Origin of the sequence: Streptomyces sp. NPDC026673 (assembly GCF_040638135.1) — a bacterium.
In the GTDB taxonomy this organism is placed as follows: domain Bacteria; phylum Actinomycetota; class Actinomycetes; order Streptomycetales; family Streptomycetaceae; genus Actinacidiphila.
Genome location: NZ_JBEZXR010000012.1, coordinates 78,183 through 102,614, shown reverse-complemented (window position 1 = coordinate 102,614; position 24,432 = coordinate 78,183). Strand labels below are relative to the sequence as shown.

Sequence of the window (24,432 nt, the reverse complement as noted above, 5' to 3'; positions counted from 1 at the left end):
CTGCGGCTGTCTTCCTTGACCCTTCCTCCTGTGCTGCTTTAGCGTGAACGCGTTCATGAATATAGACATCGATCAGATGAGCGCACAGACGCCAGTCTTCAGGGAGAACCCGATGACCGATGCCGCCTCACTCTCCGCGCGCCTCGACGGCCTGCTGTTCTTCCCCGTGACGCCCTTCGGCCCGGACGGCGCCGTTGACCTGGAGGTCTTCCGCACGCATGTGCGCCGCGGGATCGAGGCCGGGGCCGGAGCGGTCTTCGTCTGCTGCGGCACCGGCGAGTTCCACGCGCTGACACCCGAGGAGTTCCGCGTCTGCGTCGCCGCGGCCGTCGAGGAGTCCGCGGGCCGGATCCCCGTCGTCGCCGGCGCCGGCTACGGCACCGCCCTGGCCCTGCAGTTCGCGCGCCTCGCCGAGGAGGCGGGCGCCGACGGACTGCTCGCCATGCCGCCCTACCTCGTCGTCGCCGATCAGGCCGGACTGCTGCGGCACTACACGGCGCTCGCCGAGGGCACCTCCCTGGACGTCATCGTCTACCAGCGCGACAACGCCGTCCTCACCCCCGCCACCGTCGCGGAACTCGCCCGCGTCCCCCGCGTGATCGGCCTCAAGGACGGCGTCGGCGACCTCGACCTGATGCAGCGCATCATCAGCGCCGTCCGCAGCTCCGTCCCCGATCGCGACTTCCGGTACTTCAACGGGCTCCCCACCGCCGAACTCACCGGCCTCGCCTACCGAGGCATCGGCGTCACCCTCTACTCCTCCGCCGTCTTCTGCTTCGCGCCCGAGATCGCCCTCGCCTTCCACCGCGCCCTGACCGGCGGCGACGACACCACCGTCAACGCCCTCCTCGACGGCTTCTACCGGCCCCTGGTGGAGCTGCGCCAGAAGGGCCGGGGCTACGCGGTCTCCCTGGTCAAGGCGGGTGTCCGGCTGCGCGGCCTCGACGTCGGCGAGGTGCGCCCGCCGCTGTCCGAGCCCTCGCCCGCGCACATCAAGGAGCTCGCCGAGCTCATCGACCGCGGACTGGCCCTGCTCGGCGAGGGCTGACATACGGTGACCCGCGACACCCCCCATCCCCAGGAGCCGAGTTGAGAGCCTCCACCTTCGTCTACCCGTGGGACGTCGTCGGCGACCCGGACGCGGCGGACCGCATCGCCGGCCTCGGCGTCCAGCAGGTCACCCTCGCCTCCGCCTACCACTCCACGCGGGCGCTGACCCCCCGGCACCCCGGGCACCGCGTCGTCACCGCCCGCCACGCGGCCGTGCTCTACCCACCCGACGAGCACCGCTGGGCGGGGCGCGCCCTGCGGCCCTACACCCAGGACTGGGCGGGCGCCGAGGACGCCTACGGCGAGGCCGCCGCGGCCCTGCGGGCGGCCGGGCTGGCCGTGCACTCCTGGGTCGTGCTCGCCCACAACTCCCGTCTCGGGGACGAACACCCCCGGGTGAGCGTGCGCAACGCCTACGGCGACCGCTATCCATGGGCGCCGTGCATCGCGCAGCCGGAGGTGCGCGCGTACCTGGTCACGCTGGCGGCGGAGGCCGCGGTGCGGCCGGGGACGGGCACGGAGGGCACGGAACTGGAGTCGTGCGGCTGGTACGGCCTCGCCCATCTGCACGCACACGACAAGACCGGCGGAGTGCCGCTGCCCGGGGCCGCGCAGTACCTGATGTCCCTGTGCTTCTGCCCCGCGTGCGAGGCGGGGTACGCCGGGCTGGGCGCGGACCCGGACGAACTGCGGGCGGCCGTGCGGGGCGCCCTCGCGCCGGTGTGGGCGGGGGAGTGGGCGCCGGCCCCGGGGTCCGACGAGTGGGCCGACGTCGAGAAGCTGCTGGGGGCGGACCTGGCGGGGCTGACCATGGCGTGGCGGGGGCCCGTGGCGCGGGAGCTCCAGCGGGCCGCGGTGGAGGCGGTCCGGGAGGCGGCCCGGGAGGCGGTCCGGGAGGCCGCGGCACCGGGGTTCCGGGTGCTGCTGCACGCGGACCCGCACGCGCACCGCTGCGGGGCCAACGTGGGCGTCGACCCGGGGTACGTCCTGGGCCACGCGGACGGGCTCGTGCTGCCCGGGGCGGATCTGGTGGCCGCGTGCGTGCCGCACGCGCGGGCGGGGACCGTGCTGGCGGCGAACTTCCCCGTGGTCGCGGGGATGGGGGGCAGCCCCGGCACGTTGGCCGCGGACGCGGCCCGGGCGGCGGCGGCCGGGGCGACGGAGTTGCGGCTCTACCATGCGGGGCTCGCGTCCGCGGGGGATCTGGCGGCGGTTCGGGCGTTTTTGGCGGGGGTACGTTGACGCTTGCGCGTCGTGTTCCGGTTGGTTGTCGTTGCGGTCCGTTGTTGTGTGCGGGTTCGTTGCGCCTGCGGCGGGCTGTCCCCCGCCCGCCCGCCCTCCCCCAACCTTCGGCCGGGGGTGCCCCCATCCGGCGCGGTCAGTGACCGCGCCGCTGCGTGTGGGGTGGGCCGGGGGCGGGGCCTCCGGGGCTGGGCATTCTGGACCGCATATTTATGTGCATGGCGGGCGGTACTTGTTGTGCCGTCTGTGCCGCACAACAAATACACGTAAGTGTCCAGAACGCCCACCCTCCCCCAGCCTTCGGCCGGGGGTGCCCCCAACTCCCCGCCCCCTCCGTCTCGTAGCGCGCCTGATCCCCGGAGGGGGGTCAGAAAGCGGTCCGGGGTTGCCGCAGTCCGCAGGATGCGAGCACGAGGTGCAGGCGCTCTTCGGTGGCGTCTGCAAGAGGCGGGACCAGCAGGGTCGCGATACCGGCCTCGACTCCCGCACCGTCGTAGGCGGAACGGTCGCCGACCATCAGCGCCTCGCTCGGCGCCACGCCGAGCTCGTCCAACGCCAGGCGGAAGATGGCGGGATCGGGCTTGCAGACACCGTGCTCGAAGGACAACACGAACCGGTCGACGTAGCCGTCGAGGCCGACTTTCTGGAACCACGGGCGGATGTCGAAGTGGACGTCACTGACCACGGCCACCCGCACCCCCGCGGCCTTCAGCGTCGCGAGGGTCGGCTCCACATCCACAGCGAAGAGAGCGACGTCCGGTTGCGCCAGTTCGGCCAACAGCGCGTCCATCAGCACCTCGTCGATGCCCGCGGCCGAGGCCCATCGCCTGAATCCGGCCCCGTACGACTCCACGGACGCGTCCGCGCCGCTCATCGCACGCGCCACCTCGGGTCGCCTGATCGCCGCGTCGAGAGCAGCGCTGATCCGCCTCACCTCCGACAGCGAAGCATCCCGCCCTACGCGTCGCAGCGCGCCCTCGATCCACAACGCACCCTTGGGACCGGCGTGGTCAGGCCCCCACTTGGGGACGATCAGCGTTCCCACCCAGTCCAGCAGGACGGCCTTGAAAGTGGGCATGTCTCCCTCGGGGCACATCTGTTCAGTCACCTCGCCGGTATACCGGTGCGCTGTTGCCAGCGGAAGGCGACTCCCCCCCCTCGCCCCCCTCCGGGGATCAGGCGCACTACGAGAGCGAGGGGGCGGGGGAGTTGGGGGCTCCCCCGGCCGAAGGCTGGGGGAGGGTGGGCGTTCTGGACACTGGGCGTATTTGTGTGCGGCACAGACGGCACAGACGGCACCGACGTGGACCGCCCGCCATGCACGTAAATATGCGTCCAGAATGGCCAGCCCCGGAGGCCCCGCACCCGGCCCACCCACACACGCAGCGGCGCGGTGCCTGACCGCGCTGGGCAATCGGGAGGGCGGGCGGGGGAAACCCAACCGCAACCACAACGCACCCGCACACAAGTACGCGCCGAACTCGGCGCACCCCATTGACGAAGCCCGCCCCCCGCCCTACTTTCATCGCGTCGTACTTCGTACGTCATATATGAGACGCCATACGCGAGACCCGAAAGAGCCCTCATGGACCTGCTCGCCGGCACCGCGCCGACGCCGATTCCGTCCCGTACCCAGGTCGTGTTGGAAACGATCAAGCACGGGATACTGACCGGCCGGCTGAAGCCCGGTCAGGCACTCGTGGAGGCCGAACTGGCGGCGCAGTTCGGGGTGTCCAAGACGCCGGTGCGGGAGGCGCTCAAGACCCTCGCCGGGACCGGGCTGGTCGTGATGAGCCAGTACAAGGGCGTGACGGTACGGACCGTGGACGCGGAGATGGCGCGTCAGGTGTACGACGTGCGCCTGCTCCTGGAGCCGGAGGCCCTGCGCCGCACCGTCACGCACCGCGCCCCGCTGGACGCCGCCCGGGACGCGCTGGCGCGGGCCGACGAGGCGGCGGACCGCGCCGACCGCTCGCTCGCCAACCGGGAGTTTCATCGCGCGCTGTACCTGCCGTGCGGCAACCCCCTGCTGGCCCGGATGCTCGACGACGTGCGGGACCAGGCGGCTCTGGTGTCGGCCGTCGTCTGGCAGGAGACCCCGTCGTGGGAGCAGGAGGCCCGCGAGCACCGGGAGATCCTGGCGCACGCGCTGGACGGTGACGCGGACGGCGCGGCGCGGCTGCTGCACGACCACATCGCGAGCTTCGTGGCCCGGGCCTTCCCGGACGGCGGCGCGGTGCCGGCCCGCTGAGCCGCGGGTGCGCGGAGGGAGGGGACGGTCCTCCGCGCACCCGCTTCCCCCACGGCAGGACCCCCGAACCCGATCGAAGGGCAACCGCATGTCGTTCGCAGAGCAGTCGTCGGCGCTCGCCGAGGTCGTGGCGATCCCCGTGACCCCGTTCGACGGGGACGGAGGCGTGGATCGCGCGGCGTACCGGGCGCTGTTGCGCAGGCTGCTCGACAGCGGGGTGCGGACCGTCACGCCGAACGGCAACACCGGCGAGTTCTACGCCCTGGACCCGGCCGAACGCCGTCTGGTGGTCGACCTGACGATGGCGGAGGCGGGCCCGGACACCCAGGTCGTCGTGGGCGTCGGCCACGACGTGCCGACCGCGGTGGCCGCGGCGCGGTACGCCCGTGACGCCGGGGCGCGGATGGTGATGGTCCACCAGCCGATCCACCCGTATGTGTCCCCGGACGGCTGGGTGGACTACCACCGCGCCGTCGCGGAGGCGGTCCCGGAGACCGGGGTCGTCCCGTACATCCGCAACGCGGCGCTGGACGGCGGCGTGATCGCCCGGCTCGGGGAGCTGTGCCCGAACGTCGTCGGGGTGAAGTACGCGGTGCCCGACGCCGCCCGCTTCGCGGCGGTGGCGCGGGACGCGGGGCTGGACCGCTTCACCTGGGTCGCCGGCCTCGCCGAGCTGTACGCCCCCGCGTACTGGGCGGTCGGCGCCACCGGCTTCACCTCGGGCCTGGTCAACGTCGCGCCCAGGGTGTCGCTGGAGATGCTGCGCGCGCTGCGCGACGGCGACTACGCGGCGGCGATGAAGGTGTGGGAGCAGATCAGGGAGTTCGAGGACCTGCGCGCCGAGCAGGGTTCGGCCAACAACGTGTCGGTGGTGAAGGAGGCGCTGGCGGTGCTGGGGCTGTGCCGCCGCGAGGTGCGCCCGCCCAGCCGCCTGCTGACCGGTGACCGGCGCGAGCGGGTGGCCGCCCTCATCGCCGGCTGGGACGTGTGAGCCGGGACGGGACGGAGGGCCGCCATGAAGAAGCCGGAAGAGCTCCGCAGCCACCAGTGGTACGGGACGGACGGCCTGCGCTCGTTCAGCCACCGGGCCCGCACCCGGCAGCTGGGCTATCTGCCCGAGGAGCACCTGGGCAAGCCGGTGATCGCGATCCTCAACACCTGGAGCGACATCAACCCGTGCCACGTCCACCTCCGCGACCGGGCCCAGGCGGTCAAGCGCGGGGTGTGGCAGGCGGGCGGCTTCCCCCTGGAGTTCCCCGTGGCGACGCTGTCGGAGACCTACCAGAAGCCGACGCCCATGCTCTACCGCAACCTGCTCGCGATGGAGACCGAGGAGCTGCTGCGCTCCTATCCCGTGGACGGGGCCGTGTTGCTGGGCGGTTGCGACAAGTCCACGCCCGCGCTGCTGATGGGGGCCGCCAGCGCCGACCTGCCGGCGGTCTTCGTGCCGGCCGGGCCGATGCTGCCCGGGCACTGGCGGGGCGAGGTGCTGGGTTCCGGCACCGACATGTGGAAGTACTGGGACGACAAGCGGGCGGGTCTCATCGGCGACTGCGAGATGGCCGAGCTGGAGAGCGGCCTGGCGCGGTCGCCCGGTCACTGCATGACCATGGGCACCGCCTCCACGCTGACCGCCGCGGCGGAGGCGCTGGGGATGACCGTGCCGGGCGCGTCGTCGATCCCCGCCGTTGACTCCGGGCACGACCGCATGGCGGCGGCGTCCGGGATGCGCATCGTCGGCCTGGTGCGCGAGGACCTGAGGCCGTCGGCGATCCTCACGCGCGAGGCGTATGAGGACGCGGTGGCCACGGTGCTCGCGCTGGGCGGCTCGACCAACGCCGTGATCCACCTGATCGCGATGGCGGGGCGGAGCGGGGTCCGGCTCACCCTTGACGACTTCGACCGCGTCGCGCGTACGGTGCCCGTGCTGGCGAACCTCCGGCCGGGCGGCCGGTATCTGATGGAGGACTTCCACTTCGCGGGCGGCCTCCCCGGTTTCCTCACGCGGCTGCGGGACGCCGGCGTCCTGCACCTGGACCGGCCCACGGTCGCGCACGGCACGTTGCGTGAACAGCTCGCCGGGGCGCTCGTCCACGACGAGGACGTGATCCGCCCGCTGGACAATCCGCTCGCGGCCGAGGGCGGCGTCGCCGTGCTGCGGGGCAACCTGTGCCCGGACGGTGCGGTCATCAAGCACATCGCCGCCGAACCGCGCCTGCTGAAGCACACCGGCCCGGCCGTCGTCTTCGACGACTACCGGACCCTGCAGCGCACCATCGACGACCCCGGGCTCGGCATCACCGAGGACAGCGTCCTGGTGCTGCGCGGCTCCGGTCCGCTCGGCGGGCCGGGCATGCCCGAGTACGGGATGCTGCCGCTGCCCGGCCACCTCCTGAGGAAGGGGGTGCGGGACATGGTGCGGATCTCCGACGCCCGGATGAGCGGGACGAGTTACGGCGCGTGCGTCCTGCACGTGGCGCCCGAGTCGCACGTGGGCGGCCCGCTCGCCCTCGTCCGCACCGGGGACCCGATCACCCTGGACGTCGAGGCGCGCACCCTGCGCCTGGAGGTCGAGGACGCCGAGCTGGAGCGCCGCCGCGCGCAGTGGCAGGCACCGCCGCCCCGCTACGGACGCGGGTACGGCGCGCTGTACCAGGACCAGATCACCCAGGCCGACACCGGCTGCGACTTCCGCTTCCTGGCCCGGCCCGGAGAAGTGCCGGAGCCCTACGCGGGCTGACGCCCCGCCCCGCAATACCCCGCCGCACCCGCCCCGCGCCATGGGCGGCCCCGCACCGTTCAGCAAGCGCTTTCCCCGCATCGCACCCGTACGAAGGAGTACCGGTCATGGCCACAGCCGTGGCGAAACCACCCCGGCCCCCGCGGCGCCGGCCGTCCGGCGCGGCCCGGCGCACCCCGTACCTCCTGATCGCCCCGGCCGTCCTGCTCATGCTGGGCTTCATCGCCTACCCGATGCTCAGCGTCCTCTACTACAGCCTGCAGGACCACAACGTCACCAAGCCCTGGCGGAACGGCTTCGCGGGCCTCGGCAACTTCCGCCGGATCCTCTTCGACGACCCGCTGTTCTGGCAGAGCCTGCTCTTCAGCGTCAAGTGGGTCGCCGCGGAGGTGGGGCTGCAACTCGCCCTCGGACTGGTGCTGGCCCTGATCGTCAACCAGACCTTCGTCGGCCGCGGACTGGCGCGCGCCCTGGTCTTCTCGCCGTGGGCCGTCTCCGGCGTGCTGACCACGACCATCTGGATGCTGCTGTACAACCCCGCCACCGGCATCAGCCGCTACCTCGCGGACGCCGGCATCGGCGCGTACGGCACCTCCGTGCTCTCCGACCCCGACACCGTCTTCCCGGCCGCCGTCCTGGCCGAACTGTGGCGCGGCGTGCCCTTCTTCGCCATCCTCATCCTCGCCGACCTGCAGTCCATCCCGAACGAGCTGTACGAGGCCGCCTCGGTCGACGGGGCCGGGCGCTTCCGGCGGTTCCTCCACATCACGCTGCCCCATCTGCGGGACGCCATCGTGCTGTCCACGCTGCTGCGCGGGGTGTGGGAGTTCAACAACGTCGACCTGCTCTACACCCTCACCGGCGGCGGTCCCGCCGGTTCGACGACCACCCTGCCGCTGTACGTCGCCAACACCGGCATCGACGGCCACGACTTCGGTTACGCGTCGGCGCTGACCACCGTCGCGTTCGTGATCCTGCTCTTCTGCTCGATCGTCTACCTGCGTCTCAGCAAGTTCGGGGGCGACCGCACATGACCACCACCGTGTCGGAGAAGAACGGCGTCCCCGTCCCGGGCGTCGCAGCGGTCGCGCGCCCCGACGGCGGCGGCACCGGGCCGCGCCGCGGGCGCCGGGCGCTCGCCGCCGGGGCGCCGCGCTGGCAGATCCACCTGCCGCTCGGCCTGTACCTGCTCTTCACGCTCGTCCCCTTCTACTGGATGCTGCTGTTCGCGCTACGCCCCTCGGGGTCCACCTCGCTGGTGCCGTGGCCGGCCACCACCGCGCACTTCTCGAAGGTGTGGAACGACCTCGGCTTCGCGGTCTTCTTCAAGAACAGCCTGCTCATCGGCGTGGCCACGCTCGTGATGACCACCGTGATCGCCCTGCTCGGCGGCTACGCCCTGGCCCGCTTCGACTTCCGCGCCAAGCGGGCCTTCCTCCTCGCCCTGCTGTGCTCGCAGTTCATCCCGGGCGCGCTCATGCTGGTGCCGCTCTTCCAGATCTTCAGCGAACTCCGCATGATCGACTCCCTCTGGAGCGTCATCGTCGCCGAGACGGTCTTCCAGCTGCCACTGTCGATCATCCTGATCAGCGGCTTCATCAAGAACGTGCCGGTGTCGCTGGAGGAGGCGGCCTGGGTCGACGGCTGCAGCCGGGTGCGCGCCTTCTGCGCGGTGGTGCTGCCGCTGCTGAGGCCCGGGCTGATCGCGGTGGGCTCCTTCGCCTTCGTGCACAGCTGGAACCACTTCCTCTTCTCGCTGATGTTCCTCAGCACCCAGGAGAAGTACACGATCCCCGTCGGCCTCAGCTACACCATCGGCTCCGGCGAGAGCGTCGAACTGGGAACGCTCGCGGCCGGTGGCGTCGTGGCCGCCGTGCCCGTCGTCATCGTCTTCGCCTTCATCCAGAAATGGCTGGTCACCGGCTTCAGCGCGGGAGCGGTGAAGGGCTGAGGCCCTTCCCGCCGACCCGCTCATGCCCCGCGGACGAGGAGGTCCGAACCGTGCGTGATGCGTTTCCACCGCCCGCCGCCGGCGGCGGTCCGGCACGGACACCGGCCGGCGCGCCCTTGCCGGTCGTCCTGGCCGGAGCCCGCGGCCACGGCGCCTGGCACCTGGCGAACCTGCGGCGGCTCTCGGCGGCCGGACTGGTCCGCCTCGCCGGGGTCTGCGACACCACCCCGTTCGGCCCGGGGGAACTGCCCGGCTTCCCCGAACCCGCGCAGGGCACCGACCTCGGCGAGCTGACCGCGCGGACCGGCGCCGGGATAGCCATCGTCTGCACACCCCTCCACACGCACACCGACCTGGCGCTGGCCGCGCTCGCCCAGGGCGCCCACGTGCTGCTGGAGAAGCCGCCGGCGCCCTCGTACGCCGCCTACGAGCGACTGGTCGCCGGGGTCGAGGCGAGCGGCCGGGCCTGTCAGATCGGTTTCCAGTCGCTCGGCTCGCACGCCCTCACCGCCGTCCGCGAACTCGTCGCGGACGGAGCCGTCGGTGCCGTGCGGGGCATCGGCGCGGCGGGCAACTGGGTGCGCGAGGAGCACTACTTCAACCGTGCCGCCTGGTCCGGCCGCCGCAGGATGGGCGGTACGGACGTCGTCGACGGGGTGCTCACCAACCCGCTCGCCCACGCCGTCGCCACCGCGCTCGCCCTCGACGGCAGCGAACACGCCGAGGACGTCGGGGAGATCGAGCTCGAACTGTTCCGGGCCAACGCCATCGAGGCGGACGACACCTCCGCCCTGCGGCTGCGCACCGCGCGGGGCACGGTCGTCACGGTCACCGCCACCCTGTGCGCCGAACGGGACACCGAGCCCTATGTGATCGTGCACGGCGACCGCGGCCGGGTGACCTTCTGGTACAAGCAGGACCGGGTGCTGCTGCAGCGCGCCGGACGCGGTCCGGAGGAGCACCGGTACGGCCGCACCGACCTGCTGGAGAACCTGGTCGCGCACCTGCGGCACGGCGAGGAGCTGCTCGTGCCGCCCCGCGCGACCGGTGCCTTCATGAAGGTCGTCGAAGCCGTGCGCACCGCCCCGGACCCGGCCCCGCTCCCCGAGGGCGTCTGGCGCACCGAGCCCGGCGAGCGCTCCGCACGGCGCGTCGTCACCGGGGTCGACGGCATGGTCGCCGCCGGCGCGGAGACCCTGGCCCTCTTCTCCGAGCTGGGCGCCCCCTGGGCCGCGCCGACACGGGTGGGCCCGCGATGACGACCACCGAGCTGCGCGTCGCCGGGCGCCCCGTCGGCCGGTACGTCCACCGCCCCGAACTGCCGGAGCGGCTCTCCCCGCGCCCGTACCTGCATCCGCTGACCACCCTGGCGGGGGTGCCGGTCACCGACTTCATGCCCGGCGACCACCTCCACCACCTCGGGGTGAGCCTCGCCGTCCCGGACGTCGACGGGCGCAACTTCTGGGGCGGCCGCACCTTCGTACGGGACCGGGGCCCGACCGAGCTCGACAACCACGGCGTCCAGGAACACCGGGCCCTGCTCCGCGGCGGCCCGGACGGCTTCGCCGAGGAGCTGTCCTGGCGCTCGGGGGGCCGTGAACTGCTCCGCGAGCGCCGTACGGTCGCGGTCCGCGCGCTCGGCGAGGGCCGCTGGGCGCTCGACGTCACCTTCGCGCTGGCCAACCCGGGCGCCGGGGAGCTGTCCCTCGGCAGCCCCGCCACCAACGGCCGCCCCGGCGCCGGTTACGGCGGCTTCTTCTGGCGCGCGCCCGCCGGGCCGGAGCCGGCACGGGTGTTCTCGGCCGGCGCGGAGGGCGAGGAGGCCGTGCACGGACGTCCGGCCGACTGGCTGGCCCTGGCCGGAGAGAGGTGGACGCTGGTCTTCGCCGGGGCGACCGAGGAGACCCGGCGTGATCCCTGGTTCGTGCGCGTCGCCGAGTACCCCGGCGTCGGCTCGTCGCTCGCGTGGGCGGAGCGGCTGCCGGTCCCGGCGGGCGGCACCGTGACCCGGCGGATCGTGACCGCGGTCGCCGACGGACGGCTCGGCCCCGCGGCGGCCGGCGCGCTGGCCCGCCGCCTCGTCGAGGGGAGCCGCTGACGATGCGCCCCTGGACCGCCGGCCTCGGCGACGGCCCGTGGCGCCGGGTCGGCGCGCGGCTCGGGCTCCGCGTCGCGGCGCCCACGGCGTCCACCACGCCCCGCGCGCCCACCGGTTCCGGCGGTCCCGCCGGGTACGCGGACTTCTCGCACTTCCGGATCACGGCGGGCACGGGCCGCCCCGCCCGCCCCGGACCCCGCGCCGGAACCCCGGCAGCCCCGAACGTCCCCACCACCCGCACACATCCCGACAGGAGAGTCACCATGAGAGCACCGATGGGCCGCGGAGCGCGCCTGACCGCCGCCGTCGCGGCCGTCTCCGCACTGGCGCTGACCGCCACCGCCTGCGGCACCGACGGCAAGGGCAGCTCGGGCAGCGAGGGCAGCGGCAAGGGCACCGTCGTCTTCTGGGACAACAACGGCGGTGTCCGCACCGAGGTGTGGAAGGAGATCATCTCCCGCTTCGAGAAGAAGAACCCGGACATCGAGGTGAAGTACGTCGGGGTCGCCGCCGCCGACGTGCAGTCCAAGTACGACACCGCCATCGCCGGCGGCAAGGGCCTGCCCGACGTGGGCGGCGTGGGCACCGCCATGCTCGCGAGCCTCGTGGCGCAGGGCGCGCTCGACCCGGTGACCGACCGCATCGCGGACGGTTCCCTGAAGGGCAGGTTCGACCCCAACCTGGTCGAGAGCGTGCGGGTGGCGGGCGGCGGCGACGAGCTGTTCTCCGTGCCGACCTCCGCGAACATGGGCGTCCTGTGGTACCGCACCGACCTGTTCGAGGCCGCGGGGGCGCCCGCGCCCACCACCTGGGACGCCTTCTTCTCGGCCACGGAGAAGCTGACGGACAAGAAGAAGAACGAGTTCGGCTTCACCTTCCGCGGCGGCGCCGGCTCGATCGCCCAGGCCCTGGACATGATGTACGGCCAGTCGGGCATCGACACCTTCTGGAACGGCGACTCGACCACGGTCAACGACCCGAAGAACGTCGCGGCGCTGGAGAAGTACGTCGCGCTGTACAAGAAGACCACGCCGGAGGCCGACCTCAACAACGACTTCACCAAGATGGTCGCCGAGTTCGACAACGGGAAGATCGGCATCCTGCAGCACAACCTGGGCTCCTACCAGAACCACCTGGACGCCCTCGGCAAGGACAGGTTCGCGGGTGTGGCCATGCCGGTCGACGCGTCGGGGGTCCGCACCACGGTGTCCAACCCGGTGGACGGGCTGGGCCTGTTCAAGAGTTCCGGGAACAAGGAGGCCGCCTGGAAGTTCCTCGAGTTCGCCGCCTCGGCGGAGGCGAACAGCCTGTGGAACGAGTCGGCCGGGGCGATCCCGTCCAACACCGAGGCCCAGGACGACGACTGGATCGCCTCCGCCGGGGCCACCAAGATCGCCCTCGACGCGCTCACCGACCCCAAGACCAAGATCGTCCAGCTGCCGTACTACCTGCCGGACTGGAACACCCTCAGCAAGGCCGACACCGAGCCGGAGTTCCAGAAGGTCGTCCTCGGACGGCTGAGCGCCAAGGACTTCCTCGACGCGTTCGCCGGGAAGCTGAACGCCGCGCAGGCGGACTGGAAGAAGCACAACTCCTGATCCGCGCTTACGGGAACGGGACGGCCGGTGGTGACCACACGGTGCCGAGCCGCCGGCCGTCCCCCGGGCCTGCGCGGCCGGGCCGACCGCGTCGCCGCGGTGCCGCGCACCGCGGACTGCCACGCGGGCAACGGAGGGCTCAGGCCGCCGGGGCGCCCTCGGGCGGCGCGGCCGGGGCCCCGCGGCCCTCGCGCCAGAGGGCCGCGCCCGTCACGAGCGCGCCCACGCCCTCCCACACGCCCACCCCGAGGAAGCCGGACGGGGCTCGGCCGGCGAGTACCGCCACCGTGAAGACCGTGAAGGTCAGCAGCCGGAACGGGACCGTCCAGCGGAAGAAGGCGCGCCAGTCGGCGAGGGCGGCGAGGACGTAGTACACGCCCATGTTGAGCGCCGCCATCGAGGACGCGGTCAGGAAGACCAGGGTGTAGTCGCCGGTCGCGCGGTGGTCCGGCTGGTGGAAGCCGAGCAGGGACAGCTGCACGGCGGGGGAGACCAGGCCGACGATGCCCAGCGCCGCGGCGAGCAGCCCGAAGACGGCCATGGTCCAACCGGAAAGGGAGCGGGGGAGACGCACCGGTCCTCCAGAGTCCTGGGGCAGTGTGCGATGCCCCAACTCCCTTGATCCTAGGGGATGTTCAGGTCGACTCCCGCCGCACCAGCTCCGTCGGAAGGATCACCCCGGACGCCTCGTCGCCGGCGATGCGGGCGAGCAGCAGCCGCACCATCTCGGCGCTGATCCGGTTCCATGGCTGGCGGATCGTGGTCAGCGGCGGCAGCGTGGCCAGCGCCGCCGGCGAGTCGTCGAAGCCGCCGACCGCGACGTCCTCCGGCACCCGCCGCCCGGCGCGCTCCAGTGCCGCCAGCGCGCCCTGCGCCATCAGGTCGGAGGCGACGAAGACCGCGTCCAGGTCGGGGGCGCGGCCCAGCAACGCGCCCATGGCGGCCTCGCCGCTGGCCCGGCTGTAGTCGCCCTCGGCGATCAGCGTCTCGTCCGCGGGCAGCCCCGACGCGGCCAGCTCCTCGCGGTAGCCGGCCAGCCGCTGGACACCGCCCGGGGTGTCCAGCGGACCGGTGATCATCGCGATCCGGCGCCGCCCCGAGGCCGCGAGGTGGCGCACCATCTGGTGCGCGCCGCCCCGCTCGTCCGCGGCGACGTAGGCGACCCTGCCCCCCTGCCCCAGCGGCTCCCCGCAGGCGACGACCGGGACTCCGGCCTTCTCCAGCCGCTCGGCGACCGGGTTCCCGGAGTGGCTGGACACCAGCAGCACGCCGTCGACGTGCCCGGCGGTGATGTAGCGGGTGATCCGCCGCCGCTCGGGCTCGTCGCCCGCGATCATCAGGAGCAGGGGTATGTCGTGCGCGGCCAGCGCCTGGGTGCAGCCGCTGAGCAGCACATTGAAGTTCGGGTCCTCGAAGAAGCGCTCCTGCGGCTCGGTGAGCAGGAAGCCCACCGAGTCCGAGCGCCCGGTGATCAGGCTGCGGGCGTGCCGGTTCACCACGTAGCCGGTACGGCGGATCGCGGCGTTGACCGCCTCCATCGCGGCCGGGCTCACGTTGTGCCCGCCGTTGAGGACGCGCGACACCGTGCCCCGCGACACTCCGGCCTCGCGGGCCACGTCGTGGATCGTCGGGGGACGGCGTCGTTCTGTGCGGCTCATACCGTTCTTCCTTCGGGGGCTCGTCAGGACTTTACGGCCCCGGAGAGCAGGTCCAGGCTCCAGAACCGCTGGATGACCAGGAACAGCGCGATCAGCGGCATTATCGCCAGCATCGCACCGGTGATCACCAGGGTGTAGAGGGCGGGCGCCGAGGCGCCCTGCTGGAGCAGGGTGTAGAGGCCCAGGGTCACCGGGAACTTCTCGTCGTCGCCGAGCATGATGAACGGCAGCAGGAAGTTGTTCCAGATCGCCACGAACTGGAAGAGGAAGACCGTCACCAGTCCCGGCACCATCACCGGCAGCGCGATCGTCCGGAAGATCCGCCACTCCCGCGCCCCGTCGACCCGGGCGGCCTCCACCACCTCGTCGGGCACGGCGGCGGACGCGTAGATCCGGGCCAGGTAGATCCCGTACGGCGCCAGGACGCTCGGCAGCAGCACCGAGAGGTAGCTGTCGGCGAGCCCGGCCTTGGCCATCAGCAGGTACTGCGGGATCGCCAGGATGACCGGCGGCATCAGCACACCCGTCAGCAGGACGTTGAAGATCGCCTCGCGGCCCCGGAAGCGGTACTTCGCCAGCGCGTAGCCGCTCACCGCGGACACCGCCGTGGACAGCAGCGCGCCGAGCCCCGCGTAGAAGAGGGAGTTGAGCATCCACCGCCAGTAGACGCCGTCACGGTACGCCGACAACTGCGAGACGTTCTCCGCCAGGCCGGTGCCGGGCAGGAAGGTGAACGTCGCGAACAGCTCTCGGCTGCTCTTCGTCGACGCCACCAGCACCCATGCGACCGGGAGCAGGCAGTACGCCGCGCCGAGCATTGGACTACTGGGCCTGGGGCCGCGAGGTCGACCTCGTCACCAACGACCACTACCTGATCACCGACGGCCGCCGCACCCACGTCAACCTGGCCATGGCCGCCGACCTCACCCGCTCCGTCGCAGGCGGCGCCCCCTGGCTGCTGCTGGAGCACTCCACCAGCGGCGTCAACTGGCAGCGCCGCAACCCCGCCAAGGCCCCCGGTCAGATGGCCCGCAACAGCCTCGCCCACGTCGCCCGCGGCTCGGAGGGCGCCCTGTTCTTCCAGTGGCGGCAGTCCCGCTACGGCGCCGAGAAGTTCCACTCCGCGATGCTGCCGCACGCGGGCACCGACAGCCGTGTCTGGCGCGAGGTGGTCCGGCTGGGCGCCGACATCGCCGCCCTCGCCGAGGTCGCCGGCACCCGGACCGCGGCCGACGCCGCCGTGCTGTGGGACTGGCAGTCCTGGTGGGCGCAGAAGCTGGAGTGGCGGCCGAGCCAGGACCACGACGCGCGCGAGCGCGCCGACAGCTTCTACGAGGCCCTCTTCGACCGTCACCTCACCGTCGACTTCGCGCACCCCGAAGCCGATGTGTCGGCTTATCCCCTTGTCGTCGTCCCCGCCCTCTACCTCACCACCGAGGCCGCCGGACGGAACCTGCGCGCGTACGTCGAGGGCGGCGGCACGCTGCTGGTCTCCTACTTCTCGGGTGTCGTCGACGAGCACGACACCGTCCACCCGGGCCCCGTGCCCGGCGCCCTGCGGGACGTGCTCGGGCTGACGGTCGAGGAGTTCGCGCCCCTGCTCGACGGCGAGCGGGTCCGCCTCGACGGTCCCGACGGCTCCGCCCTCACCGGCGACCTGTGGACGGAGATCGTCGTGCCGCGCGGCGCCGAGCCGGTGTGGACGTACGCCGAAGGCCCGGCCGCCGGCCGCCCCGCCGTCACCCGGCACGCCCTGGGCGAGGGCACCGCCTGGTACGTCTCGACCCGGCTGGGCCCCGCGGAGCTCGGCGCGGTCCTGGCCGCCGCCGCGGAGGACGCCGGCCTGCCCGAGCGGGCCGAACTGCCCCGGGACGTCGAGGTCGTCCGCCGCGCCGGGGAGCACGGCACCTATGTCTTCGTGATCAACCACACCGAGACCGAGGCGAAGGTGCCCCTCGACGCGCCGGGCACCGAACTGCTCACCGGCGAGCGGGTGATCGGCCGGCTCAGCGTGCCGCCGGGAGCGGTCCGGGTGCTCCGGGAGGAGTTCTGACGGGGGCGGTCAGAGGCGGCGGGTCGCCAGCGTGAGGCGGTCGCGCGCGTCGAAGAGGGCGTCCTTGATCAGCTGCTCGTGGGCCGGGGTCAGCCGGGCAACCGGGACCGAGCAGCTGATCGCGTCGCGGGCCGGCGTGCGGTAAGGGATGGCGACGCCGAAGCAGCGCAGGCCCAGCGTGTTCTCCTCGCGGTCCACGGCGTAGCCCTGCTCGCGGATCTGGTGCAGCTCGGCGATCAGCTTCTCGCGGTCGGTGTGGGTGTGCTCGGTCAGCGGCTCCAGCGTCTCCGGCAGCAGCTTGCGCACCTGCTCGTCGGTGTACGTGGCCAGCAGCGCCTTGCCGAGCGAGGTGGAGTGGGCCGGCAGCCGCCGGCCGACGCGGGTGAACGGCCGCAGATAGTGCGAGGACTGACGGGTCGCCAGGTAGACGACGCTGGTGCCGTCCAGCCGGGCAAGGTGGATGGTCTCGCTGGTGTCGTCCGAGAGCCGGTCGAGGGTCGGCCGGGCCGCCGCGACGACCTCGTCGCCGTCGATGTACGAGGTGCCGACCAGCAGGGCGCGCACGCCGATGCCGTAGCGCGTGCCGGTGGCGTCGGTCTCGATCCAGCCGAGTTCCACCAGCGTGCGCAGCAGCATGTACAGGCTGGACTTGGGGTAGCCGACGGCCTCCTGGACGGCGGCCAGGCTGTGCATGCCCGGCTGCCCGGCGAAGAACTCCAGCAGCTCCACCGTCCGCACCGCGGATTTGACCTGCGCCCCGCCCTCACCTGCAGCCATCTGGAGTGGACCCCTCTTGTTCGGCCGGGACCCGCGCAAGTAGGCTCCCGAGCAGATTCACAGTTGCGGATGCTGTTCAGTATATCGAACGGAAGGCCTGGAGGTACCCGCGGTGGCCGTACCAGTGTGGAGCGTCGATCCCCGAACCGGGAAGCAGCGGGAGCAGGTCGCCGTCGAAGCAACCGCCGAGGAGGTGGACGCGGCCGTCCGCGCCGCCGCCGCGGCCTTCCCGGCGCTGGCCGACCGCGAGGTGCGGGTCCGGCTGCTGCGCACCGCGGCCGACTTCCTGGAGGAGGCCGGCCCCCGCATCCTCGAGGCCGCCGACGCGGAGACCGCCCTCGGACCGGCCCGGCTCACCGGCGAACTCGGCCGCACCACGTACCAGCTGAGGGCCTTCGCCGACCTCGTCGAGGAGGGCGCCTACCTCGACGTCATCATCGACCACGCCGACGCGACGCTCGCCCCGCCCCGGCCCGACCTGCGGCGCTACAAGATCCCGCTCGGCGTCGTGGCCGTGTACGCGGCCAGCAACTTCCCGCTCGCCTTCTCCGTGCCCGGCGGTGACACCGCGAGCGCGCTGGCCGCGGGCTGCCCCGTCGTCGTCAAGGCCCACCCCGACCACCCCGCGACGAGCGAGCTCTGCGCGGACGCGCTGCGCCGGGCCGCCGTCGAGGTCGGGCTGCCGGCCGACGTCGTGTCCGTGGTCCACGGCTTCCGGGCCGGAATCGACCTCGTCGAGCACCCGCTGGTGTCCGCCGCCGGGTTCACCGGCTCCGTGCGGGGCGGGCGCGCCCTCTTCGACGCGGCCGCGGCGCGGCCCGCGCCCATCCCGTTCCACGGCGAACTCGGCAGCCTCAACCCCGTGGTCATCACGGAGGCCGCCGCCGAGGAGCGTGCCGAGCAGATCGGCGCGGGGCTGGCCGGGTCCATGACGGTCGGCGTCGGCCAGTTCTGCGTCAAGCCGGGCCTCGTACTGGCCCCGGCGGGGGAGGCGGGCGACCGCCTCCTGAAGTCCCTGGCGGCCGCGGTCGGCGACGTCGCCCCCGGCACGCTCCTCGACGCCCGCATGCGGGACAACTTCATCGCGGGGGTGCGCGAGCTGACGGCGCTGCCGGAGGTGGAGGCGCCCGTGGAGCCCGGCGACGGCGGCGAGCACCTGGTCCGCGCCGGCTTCGTCTCCGTGCCGGCGGCCCGTCTGGCGGAGGGCGGCGAGCACGACGCGCTGCTGGACGAGCACTTCGGGCCGGTGACCGTCGTCGCGCGGTACGGGACCGCGGAGGAGGTCGAGGGGGTGCTCGGCCGGCTTCCCGGGAACCTCACGGCCACGGCCCACCTGAGCGAGGCCGAGGCGTCCGGGGGAGACGGCTCCGGCGCGGAACTACTGCGCCGGCTCACCCCGTTGGCGGGGCGCGTCGTGGTGAACGGCTGGCCGACCGGCGTCGCCGTGGCCCCGGCCATGCACCACGGGGGGCCGTATCCGGCGACGACGTCGACGTCCACGTCGGTGGGCGGTACCGCGATCGAGCGGTGGCTGCGGCCCGTCGTGTACCAGGACGCGCCGCAGGGGCTGCTTCCCGCGGAGCTCCGGGACGAGAACGTGCTGGGGCTGCCGCGGCGCGTCGATGGGCGCCGCGAGGGCTGACGCTGCGCTGGCGGTCCGGGGTGCGTTTTGCTGGTGCCCGGTTGTCGTGTGCGGGTGCGTCTTGGTTGATGTTGGGTTTTTCCCCGCCCGCCCTCCCGATTGCCCGGCGCGGTCAGGCACCGCGCCGCTGCGTGTGTGGTGGGCCGGGGTCGGGGCCTCCGGGGCTGGGCATTCTGGACGCATATTTACGTGCATGGCGGGCGGTCCATGTTGGTGCCGTCTGTGCCGCACACAAATACGCCCAGTGTCCAGAACGCCCACCCCTACGACCCCGCCCCCTCCCTCTCGTAGCGCGCCTGATCCCCGGAGGGTGGGTACAGAAGGCGGTCCGGGGGCGCCGCAAACACCCACCTCACCCCCACCGGGTCAGGCACCCCACGGGCGTACCGCCCAGCGGTAGCTGGGGGACGCAGGGGGTGAGCAAGCGGTCCGGGGTGACCCCGATTGCCTAACTGAACCCCCCACCGGCCGTCATGCGCCCACACACCGGGAGGGGGTGTGGCGGGGTGCCCCCCTGGCCGAAGGCTGGGGGAGACGAGCGGCGAACCCGGCGCCGCATGACGTGGGCGTAAACCGCGAGCGTTGGTGGGGGTACCCCCGGCCGGAGGCTGGGGGAGGGAGGGCGGGCGGGGGAAACCGCAACCGCAACCACAAGCGGCGCCGCACACGACAACCGGGCCCCACAGAACGCACCCCGCACAACGCGTCAGCGCACAGCCGTGAAGTCGCGCGCCCCGATGAACTCGGGGCGGGGGAAGGGGGCCGCGAAGGGGGCGACCGCCGCGTTCTCCACGCTGTTGAAGACGATGAAGACGTTGCTGCGGGGATACGGCGTGATGTTGTCCCCCGAGCCGTGCATGCAGTTGCAGTCGAACCACACCGCGGATCCGGGCGGCCCCGTGAAGAGCCGGATCCCGTGCCGGCCCGCCAGTTCCGTGAGCGCCGCGTCGGAGGGCGTGCCCGCGTCCTGCATCCGGAGGGACTGCTTGTAGTTGTCCTCCGGGGTGGCGCCCGCGCAGCCGAGGAACGTGCGGTGCGAACCCGGCATGATCATCAGTCCGCCGTTGGTGTCGTGGTTCTCGGTGAGCGCGATCGAGACCGACACCGCGCGCATGCGGGGCAGCCCGTCCTCGGCGTGCCAGGTCTCGAAGTCCGAGTGCCAGTAGAAGCCCGAGGCGCCGAAGCCCGGCTTGACGTTGATCCGGCTCTGGTGGACGTACACGTCCGAGCCGAGGATCTGCCGGGCCCGGCCCACCACGCGGGGGTCGCGGACCAGTTCGGCGAAGACCGGGCTGATCTTGTGGACCTCGAAGACCGAGCGGATGTCCCGGGACTTCGGCTCCACGACAGACCGCTCGTCCGCCCGCACCGCCGGGTCCGCGCAGAGCCGGTCCAGCTCCGCGCGGTAGCGGGCCACGTCGTCGGGTCCGATGATCGCGTCCATCGCGTGGAAGCCGTCGCGGTCGAAGTCGCGCAGTTCGGAAGGCTGCAGGGGGCCGGCGGTGCCGGGCTCGCCCCAGACGGCCGGGTCCTGGCGCGGGGTCAGTACCTCGGCCGTGCCGCGGGTGGGGTAGAGGTCGGCGCGGGTCCTCGTCGTCGCGGTGGTCATCCGTTGTCACGCTCCCTCGGTGAGCAGGGGGTATACGCCGTTCTCGTCGTGCACCTCACGCCCGGTGACGGGCGGGTTGAACACACAGACGAAGCGCAGGTCGGTCTCGGGTCGCATGGTGTGCCGCTCGTGGCCGTTCAGCAGGTAGAGCGTGCCGGGGGAGATCCGGTGCCGCTCACCGGTCTCGTCGTCGGTCAGTTCGCCCTCGCCCTCGACGCACAGCACCGCCTCGACGTGGTTCGCGTACCACATGGAGGTCTCGGTGCCCGCGTACATCACCGTCTCGTGCAGCGAGAAGCCCACGCGGTCGTCGGCGAGGATGATGCGCTTGCTGCGCCAGGTGCCGGTCTCGGCGGTGACATCGCGGTCGGTGCCCTCGATGTCCTTCAGGGATCGCACGATCACGGTCGGACGGTTCCTTTCGTCAGGCGGTCTCACGGACGGAGCGGGCGAGGATGCGCAGCCCCTCGTCCAGCTCGTCGGGGGTGATGGTCAGTGCGGGCAGCAGCTTGACGACCTCGCCGCGGGGGCCGGAGGTCTCCAGCAGCAGGCCCAGTTCGAAGGCGCGGGCGCACACCCGGGAGGCCCGGCCGGGGTCGGTGAACTCCAGGCCCCAGACGAGGCCGCGGCCCCGGTGGCGGGCGCCGGAGCGCGAGTGCTCGGCGCAGATCTCGCGCAGCACGGCCTCGACCTGTTCGCCGCGCTTGAGGGTCTGCTTCTCCATGCTGCCGCCGTCCGCCCAGTAGGTGTCGAGGGCGGCGGTGGCGGTGACGAAGGCGGGGTTGTGGCCGCGGAAGGTGCCGTTGTGTTCGCCCGGCTCCCAGATGTCCAGTTCGGGCCGGAACAGGGTCAGCGACATCGGCATGCCGTAGCCGCCGATGGACTTGGAGAGGGTGATGATGTCCGGCACGATGCCCGCCTCCTCGAAGGAGAAGAACGGGCCGGTGCGGCCGCAGCCCATCTGGATGTCGTCGACGATCAGCAGCATGTCGCGGCGCCGGCACAGGTCGGCGAGGCCGCGCAGCCACTCGGGGCGGGCGACGTTGATGCCGCCCTCGCCCTGGATCGTCTCGACGATCACGGCGGCGGGCCGGTTGAGGCCGGAGCCCTGGTCCTCCAGCAGCCGCTCGAACCAGAGGAAGTCCGGGACGCGGCCGTCGAGGTAGTTGTCGAAGGGCATCGGGGTGCCGTGCACCAGGGGGATGCCGGCCCCGGCCCGCTTCATCGAGTTGCCGGTCACCGCGAGCGAGCCCAGCGACATGCCGTGGAAGGCGTTGGTGAAGGACACCACCGACTCGCGGCCCTTGACCTTGCGAGCCAGTTTCAGCGCCGCCTCCACGGCGTTGGTGCCGGTCGGGCCGGGGAACATCACCTTGTGGTCCATGCCGCGCGGGCGCAGCACGACGTCCTGGAAGCGCTCGAGGAAGGCGCGCTTGGCGGTGGTGCTCATGTCCAGGCCGTGGGTGATGCCGTCGCGCTCCAGGTAGTCCAGCAGGGCGCGTTTGAGCACGGGGTTGTTGTGGCCGTAGTTGAGGGCTCCGGCGCCGGAGAAGAAGTCGAGGTGGGCGTGGCCGTCCTCGTCGAAGAGCCGGCTGCCCTGCGCGCGGTCGAAGACCGCGGGCCAACCCCGGCAGTAGCTGCGGACCTCGGACTCGAGGGTCTCGAAGACGGACATGGCGGGCGGGGTGAGGGTCACCGTGGATTCCTTCTGTGGGGGGAGTCGGTCAGCCGAGGGGGCCTATGCGGTACAGGACTTCGGGCTGGTGGCCGCCGTCGTCCGGGAACAGGGCCGCGTCGAAGAGCACCTCGCGTTCGGTCCGCGCGCCGTGCCGTTCGCCGAAGGACGTGAACAGGCGCTGCGAGGCCTCGTTGTCCGGGGTGATCGTGGTCTCGATCTCGCGCACCCCGGAGGCGGCGGCCCGCCGTGCCAGGTCGTCGAGCATCGCGGCCGCGAGGCCCCGGCCGCGATGCCCGACGTCCACGGCCACCTGCCAGACGACGAGGGTCCGGGGGCGCTCGGGGCGGACGTATCCGGTCACGAAGCCGATCGCCTCGCCGTCTGCCGCACGCGCCACCACCGACGTGCCGGCGAAGTCCCGGCACCACAGGAGATAGCTGTACGGGGAGTTCAGATCCAGGGCCCGGGAATCGCGGGCGATGCGCCACAGCGCGGCGCCGTCCTCGATTCGCGGGGTGTCGAGCAGCAATTCCCTTGCGACGGTCATGCGGAAAGAACTTAGCGGGATGAATTCGAAATCGCATTCCGCGCGGCCCTTGTGGCGGGCCGGTGCTGCTGATATCAGGCGCGTGAAGGCCGTCGATGCGGGATGATTTGGCCGGATGTATCCGGGCGAAAGGGCGAGGCTGTGGGCTCGGTCACATCCTCGGAATCATCACGTCGCGTCGATGGAATCTTGGCGTTTGAAGCCGGGATCCCGGGGCAGGAGTTGAATGCGGAATGGTTTCCCCGGTGCTCCGGATAATTGCCCGGAATTCCCTGTAGGTCAAGCCGCGGGGAATTCCTGGGGTTCCCGCGGGAAGGGGTGGAAGCGGTCGTCCGCGTGCCGACGGCGAAGGGGCCGCCCGGGCCGTTCACTGCGGCCCGGGCGGCCCCTTCGCGGTGCGGTCGGGTCAGGCCCTCCAGGCCGCCTCGGCCGCCGCGACGGCCGGCTCGGGATCCGCATCCAGGGCGGCGCCCAGCGCGCGCAGCGTACGGACGACCAGGTCCGGATCGGCGTCCCCGCCGTAGTGGTTGACCCGGATCATCTCCTTGGCCAGCGCCCCGCCGCCGGCGACCAGCGGCAGCCCCGGCTCCAGCGCCAGGGCGCGGGCGACGAGTTCGTCGGCGGCGACGCCGTCCAGGGTGCGCAGCGTCGTGGCCACCGGTGCCGCGTCCACGTCCCGGTACACGTACGGCTCCACGGCGGCGGCCAGCGCGGCCGCGCCGGCCCGGGTCGCCGCGGCGGCGGCGCGGTGCCGGGCGATCACCGCGTCGAGGCCGGCCTCCTCGATCCGCTCCAGGCAGGCCTCCAGCGCCAGCATCTCCAACTGGGCGGGCGCGTGGGGCAGCGCCCTGCGCCCGCCGTCGATCCAGCGCTCCTTCCAGTCCAGCAGCGACAGGTACGAGCGGCGCGGGGCCGCCGGGTTGTCCGCCAGGCGCCGCCACGCGCGCTCGCTCACCGACACCGCCGACACCCCGGCGGGCCCGCCCATCGCCTTCTGGGCGCCGATCACGCACAGGTCCACGCCCCACGCGTCCACCAGCAGCGGCTCCGCTGCCACCGAGGCCACCGCGTCGACCATGAACAGCGCGCCGTGCGCCCGGACCACCTCGCCGATCTCCGCCACCGGGTTGGTGTTGCCGGTGGCCGCCTCCGCGTGCACCAGCGACACGAAGTCGATCTCCGGACGGGCGGACAGCGCCCGGGCGACGTCCTGCGCGCTCACGGCGGCGTGGAAGGGCACCTCCAGGTCGACGACCGTGGCACCCGCGTCCCGCAGCCAGCCGCCGAAGGTCTGGCCGTACGGGCCGGTCACCACGTTGAGTGCCGTGGAGCCCGGTCCCGCACCGCCGCGGATGCAGCCCTCCAGCGGCAGCAGCGCCTCGCCCTGCGTGATCACGACGTCCTGCTCGGTGTGGAGCAGCGCGGCCACTCTCCGCTCGATCGCGGCGAAGCGCGCGGCGGTCAGCGGGGGCAGGTCAAGCAGGGGATGGGACACGGTGGAGCCGCTTCCTTCGTCGAGGGGTGTACGGGCCGAGCGT

21 protein-coding genes and 1 pseudogene are annotated in these 24,432 nt (G+C 72.7%); 12 read left to right on the top strand and 10 right to left on the bottom strand.

From position 1 onward, the window contains the following. The first annotated feature begins 112 nt into the window (after positions 1–112). Together AB0F62_RS12285 and AB0F62_RS12280 are read left to right on the top strand one after the other, a co-directional pair. Positions 113–1,048 (top strand): 5-dehydro-4-deoxyglucarate dehydratase, encoded by a 936-nt coding sequence (locus AB0F62_RS12285; protein ID WP_361795993.1) that lies wholly within the window; start codon positions 113–115, stop codon positions 1,046–1,048. Between the two features lie 41 nt (positions 1,049–1,089). Then, positions 1,090–2,292, top strand: a complete 1,203-nt coding sequence (locus AB0F62_RS12280) for a hypothetical protein (protein ID WP_361795990.1) — start codon at positions 1,090–1,092, stop codon at positions 2,290–2,292. A 367-nt stretch (positions 2,293–2,659) separates the two neighbouring features. Here the strand turns inward: AB0F62_RS12280 and AB0F62_RS12275 are convergent, their stop codons facing one another. Beyond that, entirely contained in the window at positions 2,660–3,400 is a 741-nt protein-coding gene (locus tag AB0F62_RS12275) for an HAD family hydrolase (RefSeq protein WP_361795987.1), read from the bottom strand. Positions 3,401–3,877: 477 nt separating this feature from the next. On the opposite strand from AB0F62_RS12275, the gene AB0F62_RS12270 reads away from it, so the two are divergent. From AB0F62_RS12270 to AB0F62_RS12235, 8 genes are all read left to right on the top strand, one after another. After that, entirely contained in the window at positions 3,878–4,543 is a 666-nt protein-coding gene (locus AB0F62_RS12270; RefSeq protein WP_361795985.1) for a GntR family transcriptional regulator, read from the top strand. Positions 4,544–4,631: 88 nt separating this feature from the next. Beyond that, positions 4,632–5,534, top strand: a complete 903-nt coding sequence (locus AB0F62_RS12265; RefSeq protein WP_361795982.1) for a dihydrodipicolinate synthase family protein — start codon at positions 4,632–4,634, stop codon at positions 5,532–5,534. A 24-nt stretch (positions 5,535–5,558) separates the two neighbouring features. After that, the gene (gene araD, locus AB0F62_RS12260; RefSeq protein ID WP_361795979.1) at positions 5,559–7,283 is read left to right on the top strand and encodes an L-arabinonate dehydratase; all 1,725 of its coding nucleotides are present in this window, start codon (positions 5,559–5,561) and stop codon (positions 7,281–7,283) included. A 107-nt stretch (positions 7,284–7,390) separates the two neighbouring features. After that, positions 7,391–8,317 carry a sugar ABC transporter permease gene (locus AB0F62_RS12255; RefSeq protein ID WP_361795976.1) on the top strand — a complete coding sequence of 309 codons (927 nt, stop codon included), beginning with the start codon at positions 7,391–7,393 and terminating at the stop codon, positions 8,315–8,317. Then, positions 8,314–9,234, top strand: a complete 921-nt coding sequence (locus AB0F62_RS12250) for a carbohydrate ABC transporter permease (RefSeq protein WP_361795973.1) — start codon at positions 8,314–8,316, stop codon at positions 9,232–9,234. Before AB0F62_RS12255 ends, AB0F62_RS12250 begins: the two co-directional genes overlap by 4 nt. Positions 9,235–9,350: 116 nt before the next feature. Then, the gene (locus AB0F62_RS12245; RefSeq protein WP_361796110.1) at positions 9,351–10,493 is read left to right on the top strand and encodes a Gfo/Idh/MocA family oxidoreductase; all 1,143 of its coding nucleotides are present in this window, start codon (positions 9,351–9,353) and stop codon (positions 10,491–10,493) included. Continuing rightward, a complete protein-coding gene (locus AB0F62_RS12240) occupies positions 10,490–11,332 on the top strand; it encodes a PmoA family protein (RefSeq protein ID WP_361795970.1) in 843 nt (280 codons plus the stop codon). Before AB0F62_RS12245 ends, AB0F62_RS12240 begins: the two co-directional genes overlap by 4 nt. A 263-nt stretch (positions 11,333–11,595) precedes the next feature. Continuing rightward, complete coding sequence (locus tag AB0F62_RS12235) at positions 11,596–12,930, top strand: sugar ABC transporter substrate-binding protein (protein ID WP_361795967.1); 1,335 nt, start codon at positions 11,596–11,598, stop codon at positions 12,928–12,930. A gap of 139 nt (positions 12,931–13,069) precedes the next feature. On the opposite strand, the gene AB0F62_RS12230 is transcribed toward AB0F62_RS12235, so the two are convergent. From AB0F62_RS12230 to AB0F62_RS12220, 3 genes are all read right to left on the bottom strand, one after another. Further along, positions 13,070–13,471, bottom strand: coding sequence for a hypothetical protein (locus AB0F62_RS12230; RefSeq protein WP_361795964.1), 402 nt, complete (start codon positions 13,469–13,471; stop codon positions 13,070–13,072). 94 nt (positions 13,472–13,565) lie between these two features. Next, positions 13,566–14,588 carry a LacI family DNA-binding transcriptional regulator gene (locus tag AB0F62_RS12225; protein WP_361795961.1) on the bottom strand — a complete coding sequence of 341 codons (1,023 nt, stop codon included), beginning with the start codon at positions 14,586–14,588 and terminating at the stop codon, positions 13,566–13,568. A 23-nt stretch (positions 14,589–14,611) separates the two neighbouring features. Beyond that, a complete protein-coding gene (locus tag AB0F62_RS12220) occupies positions 14,612–15,406 on the bottom strand; it encodes a carbohydrate ABC transporter permease (RefSeq protein ID WP_361795958.1) in 795 nt (264 codons plus the stop codon). Between AB0F62_RS12220 and AB0F62_RS12215 the strand changes: the two are divergent. Further along, positions 15,403–16,641 (top strand): annotated as a pseudogene (locus tag AB0F62_RS12215) (beta-galactosidase trimerization domain-containing protein); the annotation flags it as partial. The gene AB0F62_RS12220 and the pseudogene AB0F62_RS12215 overlap by 4 nt on opposite strands. A gap of 9 nt (positions 16,642–16,650) precedes the next feature. Here the strand turns inward: AB0F62_RS12215 and AB0F62_RS12210 are convergent. After that, entirely contained in the window at positions 16,651–17,418 is a 768-nt protein-coding gene (locus tag AB0F62_RS12210) for an IclR family transcriptional regulator (protein WP_361795955.1), read from the bottom strand. Between the two features lie 112 nt (positions 17,419–17,530). On the opposite strand from AB0F62_RS12210, the gene AB0F62_RS12205 reads away from it, so the two are divergent. Next, complete coding sequence (locus AB0F62_RS12205; RefSeq protein ID WP_361795952.1) at positions 17,531–19,060, top strand: aldehyde dehydrogenase (NADP(+)); 1,530 nt, start codon at positions 17,531–17,533, stop codon at positions 19,058–19,060. 706 nt (positions 19,061–19,766) lie between these two features. On the opposite strand, the gene thpD is transcribed toward AB0F62_RS12205, so the two are convergent. The 5 genes from thpD to AB0F62_RS12180 form a co-directional block, all read right to left on the bottom strand. After that, positions 19,767–20,669 carry an ectoine hydroxylase gene (gene thpD, locus AB0F62_RS12200; protein ID WP_361795949.1) on the bottom strand — a complete coding sequence of 301 codons (903 nt, stop codon included), beginning with the start codon at positions 20,667–20,669 and terminating at the stop codon, positions 19,767–19,769. A 6-nt stretch (positions 20,670–20,675) separates the two neighbouring features. After that, positions 20,676–21,074 carry an ectoine synthase gene (locus AB0F62_RS12195; protein WP_361795946.1) on the bottom strand — a complete coding sequence of 133 codons (399 nt, stop codon included), beginning with the start codon at positions 21,072–21,074 and terminating at the stop codon, positions 20,676–20,678. Between the two features lie 19 nt (positions 21,075–21,093). After that, positions 21,094–22,365, bottom strand: a complete 1,272-nt coding sequence (gene ectB, locus AB0F62_RS12190) for a diaminobutyrate--2-oxoglutarate transaminase (protein ID WP_361795943.1) — start codon at positions 22,363–22,365, stop codon at positions 21,094–21,096. Between the two features lie 28 nt (positions 22,366–22,393). Next, positions 22,394–22,894, bottom strand: a complete 501-nt coding sequence (ectA, locus tag AB0F62_RS12185; protein WP_361795940.1) for a diaminobutyrate acetyltransferase — start codon at positions 22,892–22,894, stop codon at positions 22,394–22,396. Positions 22,895–23,300: 406 nt separating this feature from the next. Continuing rightward, entirely contained in the window at positions 23,301–24,389 is a 1,089-nt protein-coding gene (locus AB0F62_RS12180; RefSeq protein WP_361795937.1) for an aminotransferase class V-fold PLP-dependent enzyme, read from the bottom strand. Positions 24,390–24,432 lie beyond the last annotated feature (43 nt).